Below are 14,644 nucleotides of genomic sequence, written 5' to 3' on the forward strand. Positions count from 1 at the left end.
GGCTGCTGCCGATAGCTGCACCATGCGCCTGACCCGCCTCTGCCTTGCCCTGGCCCTGCTGGCCGCCCCCGCCGTCCATGCCGTTCATGCCGAAGAGCCCGCCAAGGACCTGCGCCAGCGCCTGGCCGAGAAGCTGGAGAAGGAGCCCGGCAAAGCGCTGCAGCTGCGCAACCAGGCCGCCAAGCCCGGGCCGGACCGGGCAGCGGGCAAGCCGGCGGCCAAGTCGGCCGTCAAGCCGCACTGGGGCTACACCGGCGAGGGCGCGCCCGACCGCTGGGGTGAGCTGGCCCCCGAGAACCGCCTGTGTGCCATCGGCACGCGGCAGACCCCGATCGACATTCGCGACACCCTGAAGGTCGATCTCGAACCCATCCAGTTCGAGTACCGCGCCAGCAGCTTCTCCGTCATCGACACCGGCCACAGCATCCAGGTCAAAGTCGAGCCGGGCAACTTCCTGAGCGTGATGCAGCGCCGCTACGAGCTGCAGCAGTTCCACTTCCACAAACCCAGCGAAGAACGCATCAACGGGCGCGGCTACGACCTCTCCGCCCATCTGGTGCACAAGGACGAAGCCGGCCGCCTGGCCGTGCTGGCCGTGCTGCTGGAGCGCGGCAGCGACCAAGCCCAGGTGCAGCAGGTGCTCAACCACCTGCCGCTGGAAAAGCACCAGCTCAACCCGGCCTCGGGCACCATCGACCTGAACCTGCTGCTGCCGGCCGAGCGCGGCTACTACACCTTCATGGGCAGCCTGACCACGCCGCCCTGCAGCGAGGACGTGCTGTGGATGGTGATGCGCCAGCCCGTGCCCGTGGGCGCGCAGCAGCTCGCCATCCTGGCCAAGCTCTACCCGATGAACGCCCGGCCCATCCAGCCGGCCGGCGGGCGCATCGTCAAAGAATCCTTCTAAGGACGCGGGGCGCCGTCACGGCGCCTCCCGGCTTCGCCCGCCCCAACCGGGGCCGGCCCAGACGCGGCCGAAGGCCCGCGCCACTTCTGCGCGGTGGCCTCAGAGCGTGTTCCGCAGCGTCCACAGCAGACCCAGCAGCACGCCGCACAGCGCGGCGATGCCCAGTGCTGCGCGAAGCAGCCAAGCCAATGCCGGACCCAGGCCGCGACGCGGCTCGAAGAAGTCCCGCGCCGGGGGCTTGTAGCTGGCAAAGCCCTGGGCCAGCACACCCGCCAGCAGCAGTGCCGCAGCGGCCGGAAGCGGCAAGCCGGCCAGGCGATGCGCCGCCAGGCTGAGCGCGGTCAGGGTCAGGAGCAGCAGCAGCAGCTGGGGCATCTGGCGGGGCATGGCGGCGGCATCCGGATTGATACGGAGGCGCATTCTGTGACGAGCTGTGCCGCTCTTGAGGCGGTACTTTCGCTAACTCATGCAAGTGCTTTATTTGCAATGACTTTTGCTTCCTTGGTTGCCTTCAAATGTCGTCCTAAGTACTTGATGCGACAGGAAGTTTTTTTGTTTCACGGAGCTGTGGGAGGGGATAAGGCGGGAGTAAAGTTGCGAAAAGTGGGTTTTAGTGGTTTAGCTGGGGGCGCGGCGTGGCCGACTCGATGGGCGAGGTGTTTCAGGGGACTTCGGTCTTGGCGATGGACGCCAAGGGCCGTACCGCTGTGCCTACGCGCTTTCGCGAAACCCTGGCGCAGCAGTGCGGCGGCCAGCTCACGCTGGTGAAGAGCCCTGAAGGCTGCCTGAAGCTCTACCCGCAGCCGATCTGGCTGGAACTGCGCGCCCGCCTGCTCGCCCTGCCGCAGGACGCCGCCGCCTGGCGCCGCTTCCTGCTGGGCAGCGCCCAGGACGTGGAGCTGGACAGCGCCGGCCGCTTCCTGATCGCGCCGGAGCTGCGCAGCTTCGCCAAGCTGCAGCGCGACCTGAAATTCATGGGCGTGGGCTCGCACTTCGAGCTCTGGGACGCCCAGGTGCATGCCGACCACGAGGCCGCCACCATGGCCTCGGCGATGCCGGCTTCCATTGCCGAACTGAACTTCTAAGGGGCCGCCCGCCGTGACTGCCCCTGACCGCGCCGATTCGAGCGCCGACCTGAGCGCAACCCGCCCGCACATCACCGTGCTGCTGCATGAGGCGGTGGACGCCCTGCTGCACGCCGAGGCCGACCTGAACGGCGTCTACATCGACGGCACCTTCGGCCGCGGCGGCCACAGCCGGCTGCTGCTCTCGCGCCTGGGTCCGCAGGGCCGCCTGCTGGCGCTGGACCGCGACCCGGCGGCGCTGCAGGCCGGCCAGGCCATCGACGACCCGCGCTTTTCCATCCACCACGCGCGCTTTTCCGAATGGGCCGAGGTGGCGGCCGATCAGGGCTTCCTGGCCGTGGACGGCTTGCTGCTCGACATCGGGGTCTCCAGCCCGCAGATCGACGCCCCCGAACGGGGTTTTTCATTCCGTGCCGACGGTCCTCTGGACATGCGCATGGACACGACCCGGGGCGAATCCGCTGCCGAGTTTCTGGCCCGCGCCGATGTGCGCACGCTGACGGAGGTGATTCGTGACTATGGGGAAGAACGGTTTGCTGGCCCGATTGCAAAGGCGCTTGTGGCTCGCCGCGAATCTGGCCCCGCGCTGGAACGCACCCGAGAGCTCGCCGAGCTTGTCGCGCGCGTCGTCAAGACCCGAGAGCCGGGGCAGGACCCTGCGACCCGCACGTTTCAAGCTCTACGGATTCACGTCAATGCCGAGCTTGAAGAGCTGCGCGGCGCGCTCGAGCCCAGCCTCCGGCATCTGAAGCCGGGCGGGCGCCTGGCGGTGATCAGCTTCCACTCGCTGGAAGACCGCATCGTCAAGCGCTTCATCCAGCTGCACAGCAAGGACGAGCCGGACCGCCGCGCGCCCTTCGCGCCGCCGCGCGCCATGCCGCTGAAGGGCATCGCACGCATCCACCCGGGCGCGGACGAAGTGACCGCCAACCCGCGCTCGCGCTCCGCCGTGCTGCGCGTGGCCGAGCGCATCAACTGATATGTGGCTGCGCGTGAACGTCCTGCTGCTGATCGCCTTGGTTCTGTCCAGCCTGTTCCTGGTGCGCCAGAGCTATGAGCATCGCCGCCTGTTCGCCCAGCTGGAGCGCGCCAAGTTCACCGCGCGCAAGCTGGACGCGGACCTGCAGCACCTGCAGGCCGAGCGCGAGGCCGAGGCCACCAATCTGCGTGTGGAGCAGCTGGCGCGCGAGCGCCTGCAGATGCGCCCCATCACCCCGGCCGTGACCCTGGGCACGGCCCCCGCCCCTTCCGCCACGCCTGCCGCCTCCGCGGCCTCGCAACCATGAAGCTGTTCCGTCGCAGCACCGAGGCTGCACAAACACTGAGCTATGGCAGCAGCCCGCTGCTGAAGGTCAAGACGCCGGTCTGGCGTTCGCGCCTGCTGGTGGCGTTGATCGGCGCCTCCTTCCTGGGCCTGGTAGGGCGCGCCGTGTACGTGCAGGTCTGGGCCAAGGAGTTTTTCCAGGACCAGGGCGAGCAGCGCTACTCCGCTACCCTCGAGCTGCCCGCGAACCGGGGCCGCATCCAGGACCGCAATGGCCAGCTGCTGGCTGCCAGCGTGGCCGTGCCCTCGGCCTGGGCCGTGCCGCAGGAGGTGGACCGCAGCCGCCTGGACGAGCTGGCCAAGCTGCTCGACCTGCCGCGCGCCGAGCTGGAGAAGAAGCTCGCCACCGAGGGCAAGTTCACCTGGCTCAAGCGCGAGCTCGACGACGCCAGCTCCCAGGCCCTGAAGGACGCCAAGATCAAGGGCGTCTACCAGGACCGCGAGTTCCGCCGCCGCTACCCGGAAGGCGAGGCCTCCGCCCATGTGGTGGGCTTCACCAATCTGGAAGACCGCGGCCAGGAAGGCATCGAGCTCGCCTTCCAGCGCCAGCTGCAGGGCCAGGACGGCCGCCGCGCCGTGCTGCGCGACCGCCTGGGCCGCATCGTCGAAGACATCGGCGACGAGCTGCCGGCTCAAAACGGCCGCGATGTGCAGCTCTCGCTCGACGCCAAGGTGCAGTTCTTCGCTTACCAGCGCGTGCGCGACGCCGTGGCCGAGCACAAGGCCAAGGCCGGCTCGGTGGTGGTGCTGGATGCGCAGACCGGCGAGATCCTGGCGCTGGCCAACTACCCCAGCTTCGACCCGGCCGCACGCAAGAACCTCACCGGCGCCCAGCTGCGCAACCGCGCCCTCACCGATGTGTTCGAGCCCGGCTCGACGATGAAGCCCTTCATCGCGGCGATCGCGCTGGAGAGCGGCCGCTTCCGTCGCGACAGCATCATCAACGTCGCGCCGCGCTCGATCGGCTTCAACGGCTTCTACCCCAGCGATGTGCATGCCTATGGCGACCTGACGCTGGACGGCGTGATCCAGAAGTCCAGCAACATCGGCGTGGCCAAGATCGCCATGCAGTTCCAGCCCAAGGACCTGCATGAGATGTACACCAGCATCGGCCTGGGCCAGCGCCCGCAGCTGCAGTTCCCGGGCGCCGTGAGTGGCAAGCTGCGGCCCTGGAAGAGCTGGCGCCCGGTGGAGCAGGCGACGATGAGTTACGGCTACGGCCTCTCGGCCAGCCTCTTGCAGCTGGCGCGCGCCTACACCGCCTTTGCACATGACGGCGAGCTGCTGCCGGTGACGCTGAACAAGCGCGCCCCCGACGAGCACCCCGCCGGTGTGCGCGTGTTCTCGCCCGAGACCGCACGTGCCGTGCGCGAGATGCTGCAGCTGGCCGCCAGCCCCGGCGGCACCGGCCCCAAGGCCCAGGTGCTGGGCTACAGCGTGGGCGGCAAGAGCGGCACTGCGCACAAGCAGGAGGGCGCGGGCTATGCCGGCCGCAAGTACCGCAGCTGGTTCGTGGGCCTGGCCCCGGTGGCCAAGCCGCGCATCGTCGTGGCGGTGATGGTGGATGAACCCAGCAACGGCGTGTACTACGGCGGCGCCGTGGCCGCTCCGGTGTTCAGCCAGGTGGTGGCCCAGACCCTGCGCCTGATGCATGTGCCGCCCGACCTGGACGTGCAGAGCCAGATCGTCGCCATGAACGACAAGTCCGTGAAGCCGGTGCAGGAGAGTTTCTGATGGGTGTGACCCGCCTCAAATCCCCCGAAGCCGCCGCCCGCTGGCTGCGCGAGTGGTGCACCGGCACGCTGGTGAGCGACAGCCGCGCCGTGCGCCCGGGCGATGCCTTCGTGGCCTGGCCGGGCCATGTGCGCGACGGCCGCAGCTTCGTCAAGCAAGCCCTCGCGGCCGGTGCGGCCACCTGCCTGGTCGAGGCCGAGGGTCTGGAGGCCTTTGGTTTTGATGACGCCCGCGTGGCCGCGCTGCCCGAACTGAAGCGCCACACCGGCGCCATCGCCGCCGAGTTCTTCGGCCAGCCCACGCAGGCGCTGGATGTCATCGCCGTCACCGGCACCAATGGCAAGACCAGCACCGCCTGGTGGACGGCGCAGGCGCTCAGCCTGGCCGGCCGCCGCTGCGGTGTGGTGGGCACCCTGGGCGTGGGCGAGCCGCCCGCGCCGGACGGCCGCGCCGCGGCCGTGCCGATCGAATACACCGGCCTCACCACCCCCGACCCGGTGCGTCTGCAGCAGGGTTTCAAGGCCATGCGCGATGCCGGCTTTGCCGCCTGCGCTATCGAGGCCAGCAGCATTGGCATCGAGGAACACCGCCTGGGCGGCGTGCAGATCAAGGTGGCGCAGTTCACCAACTTCACGCAGGACCACCTGGACTACCACGGCAGCATGGACGCCTACGCCGCGGCCAAGCGCAAGCTGTTCGACTGGCCCGGCCTGCAGGCTGCTGTGCTGAACGTGGACGACCCTCAGGGCGAGGCTTGGGCCAACGAGCTGCAGGGCCGCTACGCGCTCTGGACCGTGGGCACGGCCGCCGCCGCCCGCGTGCGCGGCGCCAACCCGCACTACACCGCGCAGGGCCTGGCCTTCGATGTCATCGAGGGCAGCGAGCAGCGCCGCGTGCAGACCGGCCTGATCGGCGACTACAACCTGCACAACTGGCTGGGCGTGCTGGCCGCGCTGCGCGCGCTGGGCATCCCCCTGGATGAGGCGATTGCCGCCTGCAGCCCGGTGACGCCGGTGCCCGGCCGCATGCAGCGCATCGGCACCGGGCGCGAGCTGCCCATGGTGGTGGTGGACTACGCCCACACCCCCGACGCGCTGGACAAGGCCCTCTCCGCCCTGAAGCCCCTGGCCGCGGCGCGCGCGGGCCAGCTGCACGTGGTGTTCGGCTGCGGGGGCGACCGCGACCGCGGCAAGCGCCCGCAGATGGGCGCCATTGCCGCGCGCCTGGCCGATGCCGTCGTCATCACCAGCGACAACCCGCGCACTGAAGCCCCGGCGCAGATCCTGGCCGACATCGCCGCCGGCGTGAGCGGCGCCCACCAGGCGATCGAGAACCGTGCCGAGGCCATCCGCGCCGCCGTGCTCGGCGCCGCACGCGAGGACCTGATCGTCATCGCCGGCAAGGGGCACGAGGACTACCAGGAGATCCAGGGCGTCAAGCACCCCTTCGACGATGCCTTGCAGGCGCGTGCCGCCCTGATCGAAAGGGCCGGCCTGTGATGTGGACCCTGGGCGAAGCCTGCAGCGCCCTGCAGGCACGCGGCATCGCAGCCAAGCTGTTTGGCGATGCCGCCATTGCCTTCCAGCGCGTGCACACCGACACGCGCAGCCTGCAGGCCGGCGATCTGTTCGTTGCCTTGAAGGGCGAGCGCTTCGACGCGCACGACTTCCTGCCCCAGGCCGCGGCGGCCGGGGCCGTGGCGGTGCTGGCCGAGCGCGGCGTGGAAAACTTGAACGGCCTCCAGGTGCCCGACAGCCGCGCCGCGCTGGCCGCACTGGCCGGTGCCTGGCGCGCCAAGAAGCTGCTGCCGGTGATTGCCGTGACCGGCTCGAACGGCAAGACCACGGTGACCCAGATGATCGCCAGCATCCTGCGCGCCTGGGTCGGCCCCGACGCCACGCTGGCCACGGCCGGCAACTTCAACAACGACATCGGCGTGCCGCTCACGCTCTTGCGCCTGCGCCAGAGCGAAGAGGGCGTGTGGCACCGCGCGGCGGTGGTCGAGATCGGCATGAACCACCCGGGCGAGATTGCGCCCCTGGCCCAACTGGCCGCCCCCACCGTGGCCCTGGTCAACAACGCCCAGCGCGAGCACCAGGAGTTCATGGCCACGGTGGAAGCCACGGCGCGCGAGAACGGTGCCGTCTTCCTGGCCCTGCCGCCCAGCGGTACCGCCGTGTTCCCGGCTGACGACGCCTGCGCACCGATCTGGTGGGACCTGGCCGGCGACCGCGCCCACCTGACTTTCGCGCTGCAGGGCGGCGCCGACCTCACCGCCGACGCCACCTGGCAGGACAGCCATTGGGCGATTGAGCTGCACACGCCGGCCGGCGAGCTGCCGGTGGCCTTGCCGATGCCCGGCGTGCACAACCTGCGCAATGCGCTGGCGGCCGCCGCCTGCGCGCTGGCCGCAGGCGCGCCGCTGGCCGCGGTGCGCGAAGGCCTGCAAGGCTTCCAGGCCGCCAAGGGCCGCTCGCAGCTGCAGCGGCTGCAACTCGACGGCCGCAGCGTCGCCCTGGTGGACGACAGCTACAACGCCAACCCCGATTCGATGCGCGCCGCCATCGAGCTGCTGGCCGGATTGAGCGGCCCGCGCTGGCTGCTGATGGGCGACATGGGCGAGGTGGGCGACCAGGGCCCGGCCTTCCACGCCGAAGTGGGCCAGCTGGCGCGTGAGCGCGGCATCGAGCACCTGTGGTGTGCCGGCACGGCCGTGCAGCACGCGGCCGCGGCCTATGGGCCGGGCGCGCGGGTGTTCGCCGACGCCGCGGCGCTGGCGGCTGCCATCGCGGCCGAGCGCCCCGCGGCGGCCGCGGTGCTGGCCAAGGGCTCGCGCTTCATGCGCATGGAGCAGGCCGTGCAGGCCTTGCAGGCACTGAATGACAAGGGAGGTGCCGCATGCTGATCGTGCTGGCCGAATGGCTGCAGGCCCTGATGCCCGATTGGGGCTGGCTGCGCGTGTTCCAGTACATCACCTTCCGCGCGGTGATGGCGGCCCTGACGGCGCTGCTCATCGGCCTGGCCTTCGGGCCCTGGGTGATCCGCTACCTGACCTCGCTGAAGATCGGCCAACCGGTGCGCGAGTACGGCGTGCAGACCCACCTGAAGAAGAGCGGCACGCCCACCATGGGCGGGGTGCTGGTGCTGATCGGCATCGCGGTCTCGACCCTGCTGTGGTTCGACTGGAGCAATCGCTTCGTCTGGGTGGTGATGGCTGTGACGCTCGGATTCGGCGCCGTGGGCTGGGTGGACGACTGGCGCAAGGTCGTCGACAAGAACCCCGAGGGCATGCGCAGCCGCGAGAAGTTCTTCTGGCAGAGCCTGATCGGCCTGCTGGCGGCGATCTACCTGGCCTTCTCGGTTTCCGAGGTCAATGCCCTGCGCGTGGCCGAGCTGTTCTTCCGCTGGGTGACGAGCGGCTTCTCCACCGAACTGCCGCCCAAGGCCGACCTGATCGTGCCCTTCTTCAAGACCATCAGCATGCCGCTGGGGGTCTGGGGCTTCATGGCCTTTGCCTACTTCGTCATCGTCGGCGCCAGCAACGCCGTGAACTTCACCGACGGGCTGGACGGCCTGGCCATCATGCCCGTGGTGATGGTGGGCTCGGCCCTGGGCGTGTTCGCCTACGCCACCGGCTCGGCGGTGTTCAGCCGCTACCTGTTCCTGCCCCACATCCCGGGTGCCGGCGAGCTGCTGATCTTCTGCTCGGCCATGGCCGGCGCGGGCCTGGCCTTCCTGTGGTTCAACGCCCACCCGGCCCAGGTCTTCATGGGCGATGTCGGGGCGCTTTCGCTGGGCGGCGCGCTGGGCACGATTGCCGTCATCACGCGCCAGGAGATCGTGCTGGCCATCATGGGCGGCATCTTCGTGGCCGAGACCTTGAGCGTGATGCTGCAGGTCAGCTGGTTCAAGTACACGAAGAAGAAGTACGGCGAGGGCCGGCGCCTGTTCCGCATGGCCCCGCTGCACCACCACTTCGAGAAGAAGGGCTGGACGGAGACGCAGGTGGTGATCCGCTTCTGGATCATCACCATGCTGCTCTGCCTGGTCGGTCTCGCCTCCCTGAAGCTCCGTTAACAAGATGCTGGACCTGCTGCGCGACCAATCCATCCTGGTGCTGGGCCTGGGCGACAGCGGCCTGGCCATGGCCGCCTGGGCCGCCTGGCAGGGCGCGGCGCGCGTGCGGGTGTGGGATTCGCGCGAGGCCGCGCCGCAGGACGCCGCGCTGGCCGCGCTGGTGCCGCAGGCCGAGCGCCTGCGCGGCGAGCTGCGCGCCGAGGAACTGGACGGTGCGCAGCGTGTGTTCAAGAGCCCCGGCCTGTCGCCGCTCGATGCCCGCCTGCAGCCCCTGCTGGGCCGCGCGCGCGAGGCCGGCGTGCGTGTGCAGGGCGAACTGGACCTGTTCGCCGAGGCCCTGGCCGCGCTGAAGGCGCAATGGCGCTACGCCCCGGCCGTGCTGGCCATCACCGGCACCAACGGCAAGACGACGACGACCTCGCTGACCGGCCAGCTCTGCGAAGCCGCCGGCCGCCGCGTGGCCGTGGCCGGCAACATCGGCCCGACCCTGCTCGACACGCTCAGCAGCAAGCTGCGCGAAGAAGGCCATGCCCCGGCCTTCGACACGCCCGAGCAGCTCGACCTGCCGATGCCCGAACCCGAGCCGGAGGCGGATGCGCCGCTGCTGGTGGACGTGGTGGAACCCGCGCCGGCCGAGGACATCAGCCTGGAACAGCTCGACGAACTGCTCGAGCACAAGGCGCTGCCGATCGAGCCGCCGCCGCCGCGCCCGCCCGAGTTCAAGGCCCTGCCCGAGGTCTGGGTGCTGGAGCTGTCCAGCTTCCAGCTCGACGGCGTGCAAGGCTTCGAGCCCAGCGCCGCCGCGGTGCTCAACATCACCCAGGACCATCTGGACTGGCACGGCGACCTGCAGGCCTATGCGGCCGCCAAGGCGCGCATCTTCGGCAGTCAGGCGCTGATGGTCATCAACCGCGACGACCCGCTGGTGGAAGCCATGGTGCCCACGCCGCCCCCGCCGCCGATGGGCGCGCGCGGCAAGCCGCTCAAGGTGACGGTGAAGTGGACGCCACGCCGCGTGTGCCGCTTCGGCCTGGAGGAACCGCAGGCCCCGGGCGATTTCGGCCTCGTGGAGGCCGGCGGCATTGCCTGGCTGGCGCGCGCGCTGCCGGCTGACGACACGCCGCTGCGCGTCAAGCGTGGCGCCAAGGCCGAAGAGGTGGAGCTGCAAATCCAGCGCCTGATGCCGGCCGACGCGCTGCGCATCCGCGGCCGCCACAACAGCGCCAATGCATTGGCGGCCCTGGCCCTGGCCACGGAGATCGGCTGCCCGCTGGCGCCGATGCTGCATGCGCTGCGCGAGTACCGCGGCGAGCCGCATCGCGTCGAGTGGGTGGGCACGCTGGGCGGTATCGATTTCGTGGACGACAGCAAGGGCACGAATGTGGGCGCCACCGTGGCCGCGATTGCCGGCCTGGGCGCCGACCGCGAAGGCAGCCTGCTCAGCCTGGTGCTGGGCGGCGACGGCAAGGGCCAGGACTTCGGTCCCCTGCGCGCGCCCATCGCCCGCCATGCCCGCGCGGTGGCCTTGATCGGCAAGGACGCCGAGCAGATTGCGCTCAGCCTGCAGGGGCTGGAGCTGCCGATCGAGCGCCACGCCAGCCTGGAAACCGCCACGCGCTGGGCCTTCGAGCAGGCGCGCGAAGGCGACACCGTGCTGCTCAGCCCGGCCTGCGCCTCGCTGGACATGTTCCGCAACTACGCCCACCGCGCCGAGGTCTTCGTGGCCACGGCGCGCGAGCTGGCGGCCGAGCGGGGGGAGACGCTGTGAACTGGAGCGGTCTCTGGGGCAAGCTGAAGCCGGCCGGTGCCGAAGCCAGCGGCTTCGCGCTGCCGGTGCGCGACGGCATCCAGATCCGCGACAGCCAACCGAGCCGCGCGCATGGCTTCGACCTGCTGCTGGTCTGGGTGGTGGTCTGCCTGCTGGCCCTGGGCCTGGTGATGGTGTATTCGGCCAGCATCGCGCTGCCGGACAACCCCAAGTTCGCGCGCTACGCCCCCACCCATTTCCTGAGCCGGCATCTGCTGGCCATTGGCATTGCCATGGCCTGCGGGCTGGCGGTCACGCAGATCCCGCTGCGCGTGTGGGAGCGCCTGGCGCCCTGGCTGGTGCTGGGCTCCATCCTGCTGCTGGTGGTGGTGCTGATCCCCGGCCTGGGCAAGGGCGTGAACGGCGCGCGGCGCTGGCTGCCGCTGGGGGTGATGAACTTCCAGCCCAGCGAGCTGGCCAAGTTCGCCATCGCCATGTACGGCGCCAGCTACATGGTGCGCAAGATGGACCTGCGCGAGAACTTCTGGCAGGCCGTCTGGCCCATGCTGGCCACGCTGGGCCTGCTGGGCATCCTGCTGCTGGCCGAACCCGACATGGGCGCCTTCATGGTGATCGCGGCCATCGCCATCGGCGTGCTGTTCCTGGGCGGCGTCAACGGCCGCATGTTCAGCCTGGTGCTGCTGGTGCTGATCGGCGCCTTCGTGCTGATGATCAGCTTCAGCGAGTTCCGCCGCGAGCGCATCTTTGCCTACCTGAACCCCTGGGACGAGAAGTACGCCGCCGGCAAGGCCTACCAGCTGACGCACTCGCTGATCGCCTTCGGGCGCGGGGAGTGGTGGGGCCAGGGCCTGGGCGGCTCGGTGGAAAAGCTCCACTACCTGCCCGAGGCCCACACCGACTTCCTGCTCGCCGTCATCGGCGAGGAGCTCGGCCTGATCGGCGTGGTGCTGGTGATCTGCGCCTTCTTCTGGCTGACGCGCCGCGTGGTGCAGATCGGCCGCCAGGCGATTGCGCTGGACCGGGTGTTTGCCGGCCTGTACGCGCAGGGCGTGGGCATCTGGATGGGCGGCCAGGCTTTCATCAACATCGGGGTGAACCTGGGAGCGCTGCCGACCAAGGGGCTGACCTTGCCGCTGCTGTCGTTTGGCGGCTCGGCGATCTTGATGAACTTGATCGCGCTGGCGGTGGTGTTGCGGGTGGACTTGGAAAACCGCCAACTGATGCGCGGAGGCCGCGCATGAGCGCCAAGCACCTCGTCATCATGGCCGCCGGCACAGGCGGCCACGTCATTCCCGGCCTGGCCCTGGCCACCGAGATGAAGCAGCGCGGCTGGACCATCAGCTGGCTGGGCACGGCGCATGGCATGGAGAACCAGCTCGTGCCCAGGGCCGGCATCGAGCTGGACACCATCGCCTTCTCCGGACTGCGCGGCAAGAACTTCATCGAGACCGTGTTCGGCGGCCTGCGCCTGCTCAAGGCCTTCTGGAACTGCCTCGGCATCCTGCGCCGCCGCCGTGCCAGCGCCGTGCTGGGCATGGGCGGTTACGTCTGCTTCCCCGGCGGGCTGATGGCCGCGCTGCTCGGCAAGCCGCTGGTGCTGGTGAATGCCGACGCCGGCCTGCTGCTCTCGAACAAGGCCCTGCTGCCGGTGGCCGATCGCGTGGCCTTCGGCTTCGGCTTCCAGGGCGTGGAAAAGGTGCAGCAGGGCGTGGTGACGGGCAACCCGGTGCGCGCCGCCATCGAGAACCTGCCCGCCCCGGCCGAGCGCTTTGCCGGCCGCACGGGCCCGCTGCGCGTGCTGGTGGTGGGTGGCTCGCTGGGTGCCAAGGCCCTGAATGAGGCCATCCCCGCCGCGCTGGCCCTGCTACCGCCCGAGCAGCGCCCGCAGCTGGTGCACCAGACCGGCAACGCCAACCTGGCCGCCGTGCTGGCCGATTACGACGAGCGCGGCTTGATGGGGCCGGGTGGAGCCGAGGTGCGCCCCTTCATCGACGACATGGCCGCCGAGCTGGCCGCCGCCGATCTGGTGATCTGCCGCGCCGGCGCCATCACGGTGAGCGAGCTCTGCGCCGCCGGCGTGGCCGCAGTGCTGGTGCCCCTGGTGGTGAAGACCACCGCGCACCAACGCGACAACGCGGAACACCTGGCCGCGCAGGGCGCGGCCATCCACCTGCCGCAGCCCGAGGCCACGCCCGCGCGCCTGGCCGCACTGCTCTCCACCGAACTCACGCGCGCGCGCTGCCTGGCATTGGCCACGGCCGCGCGCGCCCAGCACCGCCCCGGCGCCGCCCAGCGCGTGGCGGATGCCATCGAAGCCCTCACGCAAGGAGGCCGCGCCCCATGAAGCACGCGGTCAAACGCATCCATTTCGTCGGTGTCGGCGGCGCCGGCATGTCCGGCATTGCCGAGATCCTGCACAACCTGGGTTTCCAGGTCAGCGGGTCGGATCAATCCGCCAGCGCCGTCACCGAACGCCTGGCGCAACTGGGCCTGACGATCCACATCGGCCACGCCGCCGAACACATCGGCAACGCCCAGGCGGTCGTCACGTCCACGGCGGTGAAGGCCGACAACCCCGAGGTGCTGGCCGCCCGCGCCGCGCGCGTGCCGGTGGTGCCGCGCGCGGTGATGCTGGCCGAGCTGATGCGCCTGAAGTCCGGCATCGCCATCGCCGGCACGCATGGCAAGACGACGACGACCTCGCTGGTGACCTCCATCCTGGTGGAGGCCGGCCTGGATCCGACCTTCGTCATCGGCGGCCTGCTGAACGCGGCCGGCGCCAACGCCCAGCTCGGCAAGGGCGAGTTCATCGTCGTCGAGGCCGACGAGAGCGATGCCAGCTTCCTGAATCTGAGCCCCGTGCTGTCCGTGGTCACCAACATCGACCAGGACCACATGGACACCTACGGGCATTCGGTGGAGCGCCTGCACCAGGCCTTCATCGAATTCCTGCACCGCATGCCCTTCTACGGCGCGGCGGTGGTGTGCAGCGACGACGCAGGGATTCAGGCGGTGCTCGAGCGCATCGAGCGCCCGCTGGTGCGCTACGGCCTGGGCGAGGATGCCAATGTGCGTGCCGTCAACATCCAGGCACTCAGTGGCGGGCAGATGCAATTCATCTGCCAGCGCCGCAACGGCACCCAACTGCCCGACCTGCCCATCACCCTGAACCTGGCTGGCGAGCACAACGTGCGCAATGCGCTGGCGGCGATTGCGGTGGCCACCGAGATCGGCATTGCCGAAGCCCCCATCCAGCGCGCACTCGCGTCGTTCCAAGGTGTGGGCCGGCGCTTCCAGCGCCACGGCCTGTGGCCGGCGGGTGAGGGCGGGCAGTTCCTGCTGATCGACGACTATGGCCACCACCCGGTGGAGATGGCCGCAGTGCTGTCCGCCGCGCGCGGCGCCTTCCCCAGCCAGCGCATCGTGCTGGCCTTTCAACCCCATCGGTACACCCGCACGCGCGATTGCTTCGAGGACTTCGTGCGCGTGCTCGGGGCCGCCGACGCCGTGCTGCTGACCGAGGTCTACAGCGCCGGCGAGGCGCCCATCCCCGCCGCCGATGGCCGCGCCCTGGCGCGCGCGCTGCGCCTGGCCGGCAAGGAGCCCCTGTTCGTGCCCGAAGTGGCCGACATGCCTGCCGCGCTGGCCCAGCTGACGCGCGACGGCGACGTCGTCATCGGCATGGGCGCCGGTTCCATGAGCAGCCTGCCCAAGCGCATGGCCGAGCACTTCAACGCCAAGAACTGAGC

At 70.1% G+C, this 14,644-nt stretch carries 13 protein-coding genes; 12 read left to right on the forward strand and 1 reads right to left on the reverse strand.

Annotated features, from left to right (window positions below; translation table 11 throughout):
- Nucleotides 1–22 precede the first annotated feature (22 nt).
- A complete protein-coding gene (locus tag I7X39_RS18680) occupies nt 23–907 on the forward strand; it encodes a carbonic anhydrase (RefSeq protein WP_198112691.1) in 885 nt (294 codons plus the stop codon).
- Between the two features lie 99 nt (nt 908–1,006).
- Here the strand turns inward: I7X39_RS18680 and I7X39_RS18685 are convergent, their stop codons facing one another.
- On the reverse strand, nt 1,007–1,327 hold the full coding sequence (locus I7X39_RS18685) for a hypothetical protein (RefSeq protein WP_198112692.1): 321 nt from the start codon (nt 1,325–1,327) through the stop codon (nt 1,007–1,009).
- Nucleotides 1,328–1,563: 236 nt separating this feature from the next.
- Between I7X39_RS18685 and mraZ the strand changes: the two genes are divergently transcribed.
- Genes mraZ through murC form a run of 11 tightly spaced genes read left to right on the forward strand, consistent with a single transcriptional unit; the run spans nt 1,564 to nt 14,642 of the window.
- The gene (mraZ, locus tag I7X39_RS18690; protein ID WP_198112765.1) at nt 1,564–1,992 is read left to right on the forward strand and encodes a division/cell wall cluster transcriptional repressor MraZ; all 429 of its coding nucleotides are present in this window, start codon (nt 1,564–1,566) and stop codon (nt 1,990–1,992) included.
- A 49-nt stretch (nt 1,993–2,041) separates the two neighbouring features.
- Complete coding sequence (gene rsmH / locus I7X39_RS18695; RefSeq protein WP_198112766.1) at nt 2,042–2,971, forward strand: 16S rRNA (cytosine(1402)-N(4))-methyltransferase RsmH; 930 nt, start codon at nt 2,042–2,044, stop codon at nt 2,969–2,971.
- Between the two features lie 13 nt (nt 2,972–2,984).
- A complete protein-coding gene (gene ftsL / locus I7X39_RS18700; RefSeq protein WP_310739946.1) occupies nt 2,985–3,278 on the forward strand; it encodes a cell division protein FtsL in 294 nt (97 codons plus the stop codon).
- Nucleotides 3,275–5,050, forward strand: coding sequence for a peptidoglycan D,D-transpeptidase FtsI family protein (locus I7X39_RS18705; RefSeq protein WP_198112694.1), 1,776 nt, complete (start codon nt 3,275–3,277; stop codon nt 5,048–5,050). The genes ftsL and I7X39_RS18705 overlap by 4 nt, the downstream gene beginning before the upstream one ends.
- Entirely contained in the window at nt 5,050–6,549 is a 1,500-nt protein-coding gene (locus I7X39_RS18710; protein ID WP_198112695.1) for a UDP-N-acetylmuramoyl-L-alanyl-D-glutamate--2,6-diaminopimelate ligase, read from the forward strand. Before I7X39_RS18705 ends, I7X39_RS18710 begins: the two co-directional genes overlap by 1 nt.
- Nucleotides 6,549–7,955 carry a UDP-N-acetylmuramoyl-tripeptide--D-alanyl-D-alanine ligase gene (locus I7X39_RS18715; protein WP_198112696.1) on the forward strand — a complete coding sequence of 469 codons (1,407 nt, stop codon included), beginning with the start codon at nt 6,549–6,551 and terminating at the stop codon, nt 7,953–7,955. The genes I7X39_RS18710 and I7X39_RS18715 overlap by 1 nt, the downstream gene beginning before the upstream one ends.
- Nucleotides 7,949–9,127: a phospho-N-acetylmuramoyl-pentapeptide-transferase gene (mraY, locus tag I7X39_RS18720; RefSeq protein WP_198112697.1), complete on the forward strand. Its 1,179-nt coding sequence runs from the start codon at nt 7,949–7,951 to the stop codon at nt 9,125–9,127. Before I7X39_RS18715 ends, mraY begins: the two co-directional genes overlap by 7 nt.
- Nucleotides 9,128–9,131: 4 nt before the next feature.
- Nucleotides 9,132–10,895 (forward strand): Mur ligase family protein, encoded by a 1,764-nt coding sequence (locus I7X39_RS18725; protein WP_198112698.1) that lies wholly within the window; start codon nt 9,132–9,134, stop codon nt 10,893–10,895.
- Nucleotides 10,892–12,136: a putative lipid II flippase FtsW gene (gene ftsW / locus I7X39_RS18730; RefSeq protein WP_198112699.1), complete on the forward strand. Its 1,245-nt coding sequence runs from the start codon at nt 10,892–10,894 to the stop codon at nt 12,134–12,136. The genes I7X39_RS18725 and ftsW overlap by 4 nt, the downstream gene beginning before the upstream one ends.
- Nucleotides 12,133–13,239 carry an undecaprenyldiphospho-muramoylpentapeptide beta-N-acetylglucosaminyltransferase gene (gene murG / locus I7X39_RS18735; protein WP_198112700.1) on the forward strand — a complete coding sequence of 369 codons (1,107 nt, stop codon included), beginning with the start codon at nt 12,133–12,135 and terminating at the stop codon, nt 13,237–13,239. Before ftsW ends, murG begins: the two co-directional genes overlap by 4 nt.
- A complete protein-coding gene (murC, locus tag I7X39_RS18740) occupies nt 13,236–14,642 on the forward strand; it encodes a UDP-N-acetylmuramate--L-alanine ligase (protein WP_198112701.1) in 1,407 nt (468 codons plus the stop codon). Before murG ends, murC begins: the two co-directional genes overlap by 4 nt.
- Nucleotides 14,643–14,644 lie beyond the last annotated feature (2 nt).

The sequence above is a fragment of the Inhella proteolytica genome, assembly GCF_016093275.1.
Lineage (GTDB): Bacteria > Pseudomonadota > Gammaproteobacteria > Burkholderiales > Burkholderiaceae_C > Inhella > Inhella proteolytica.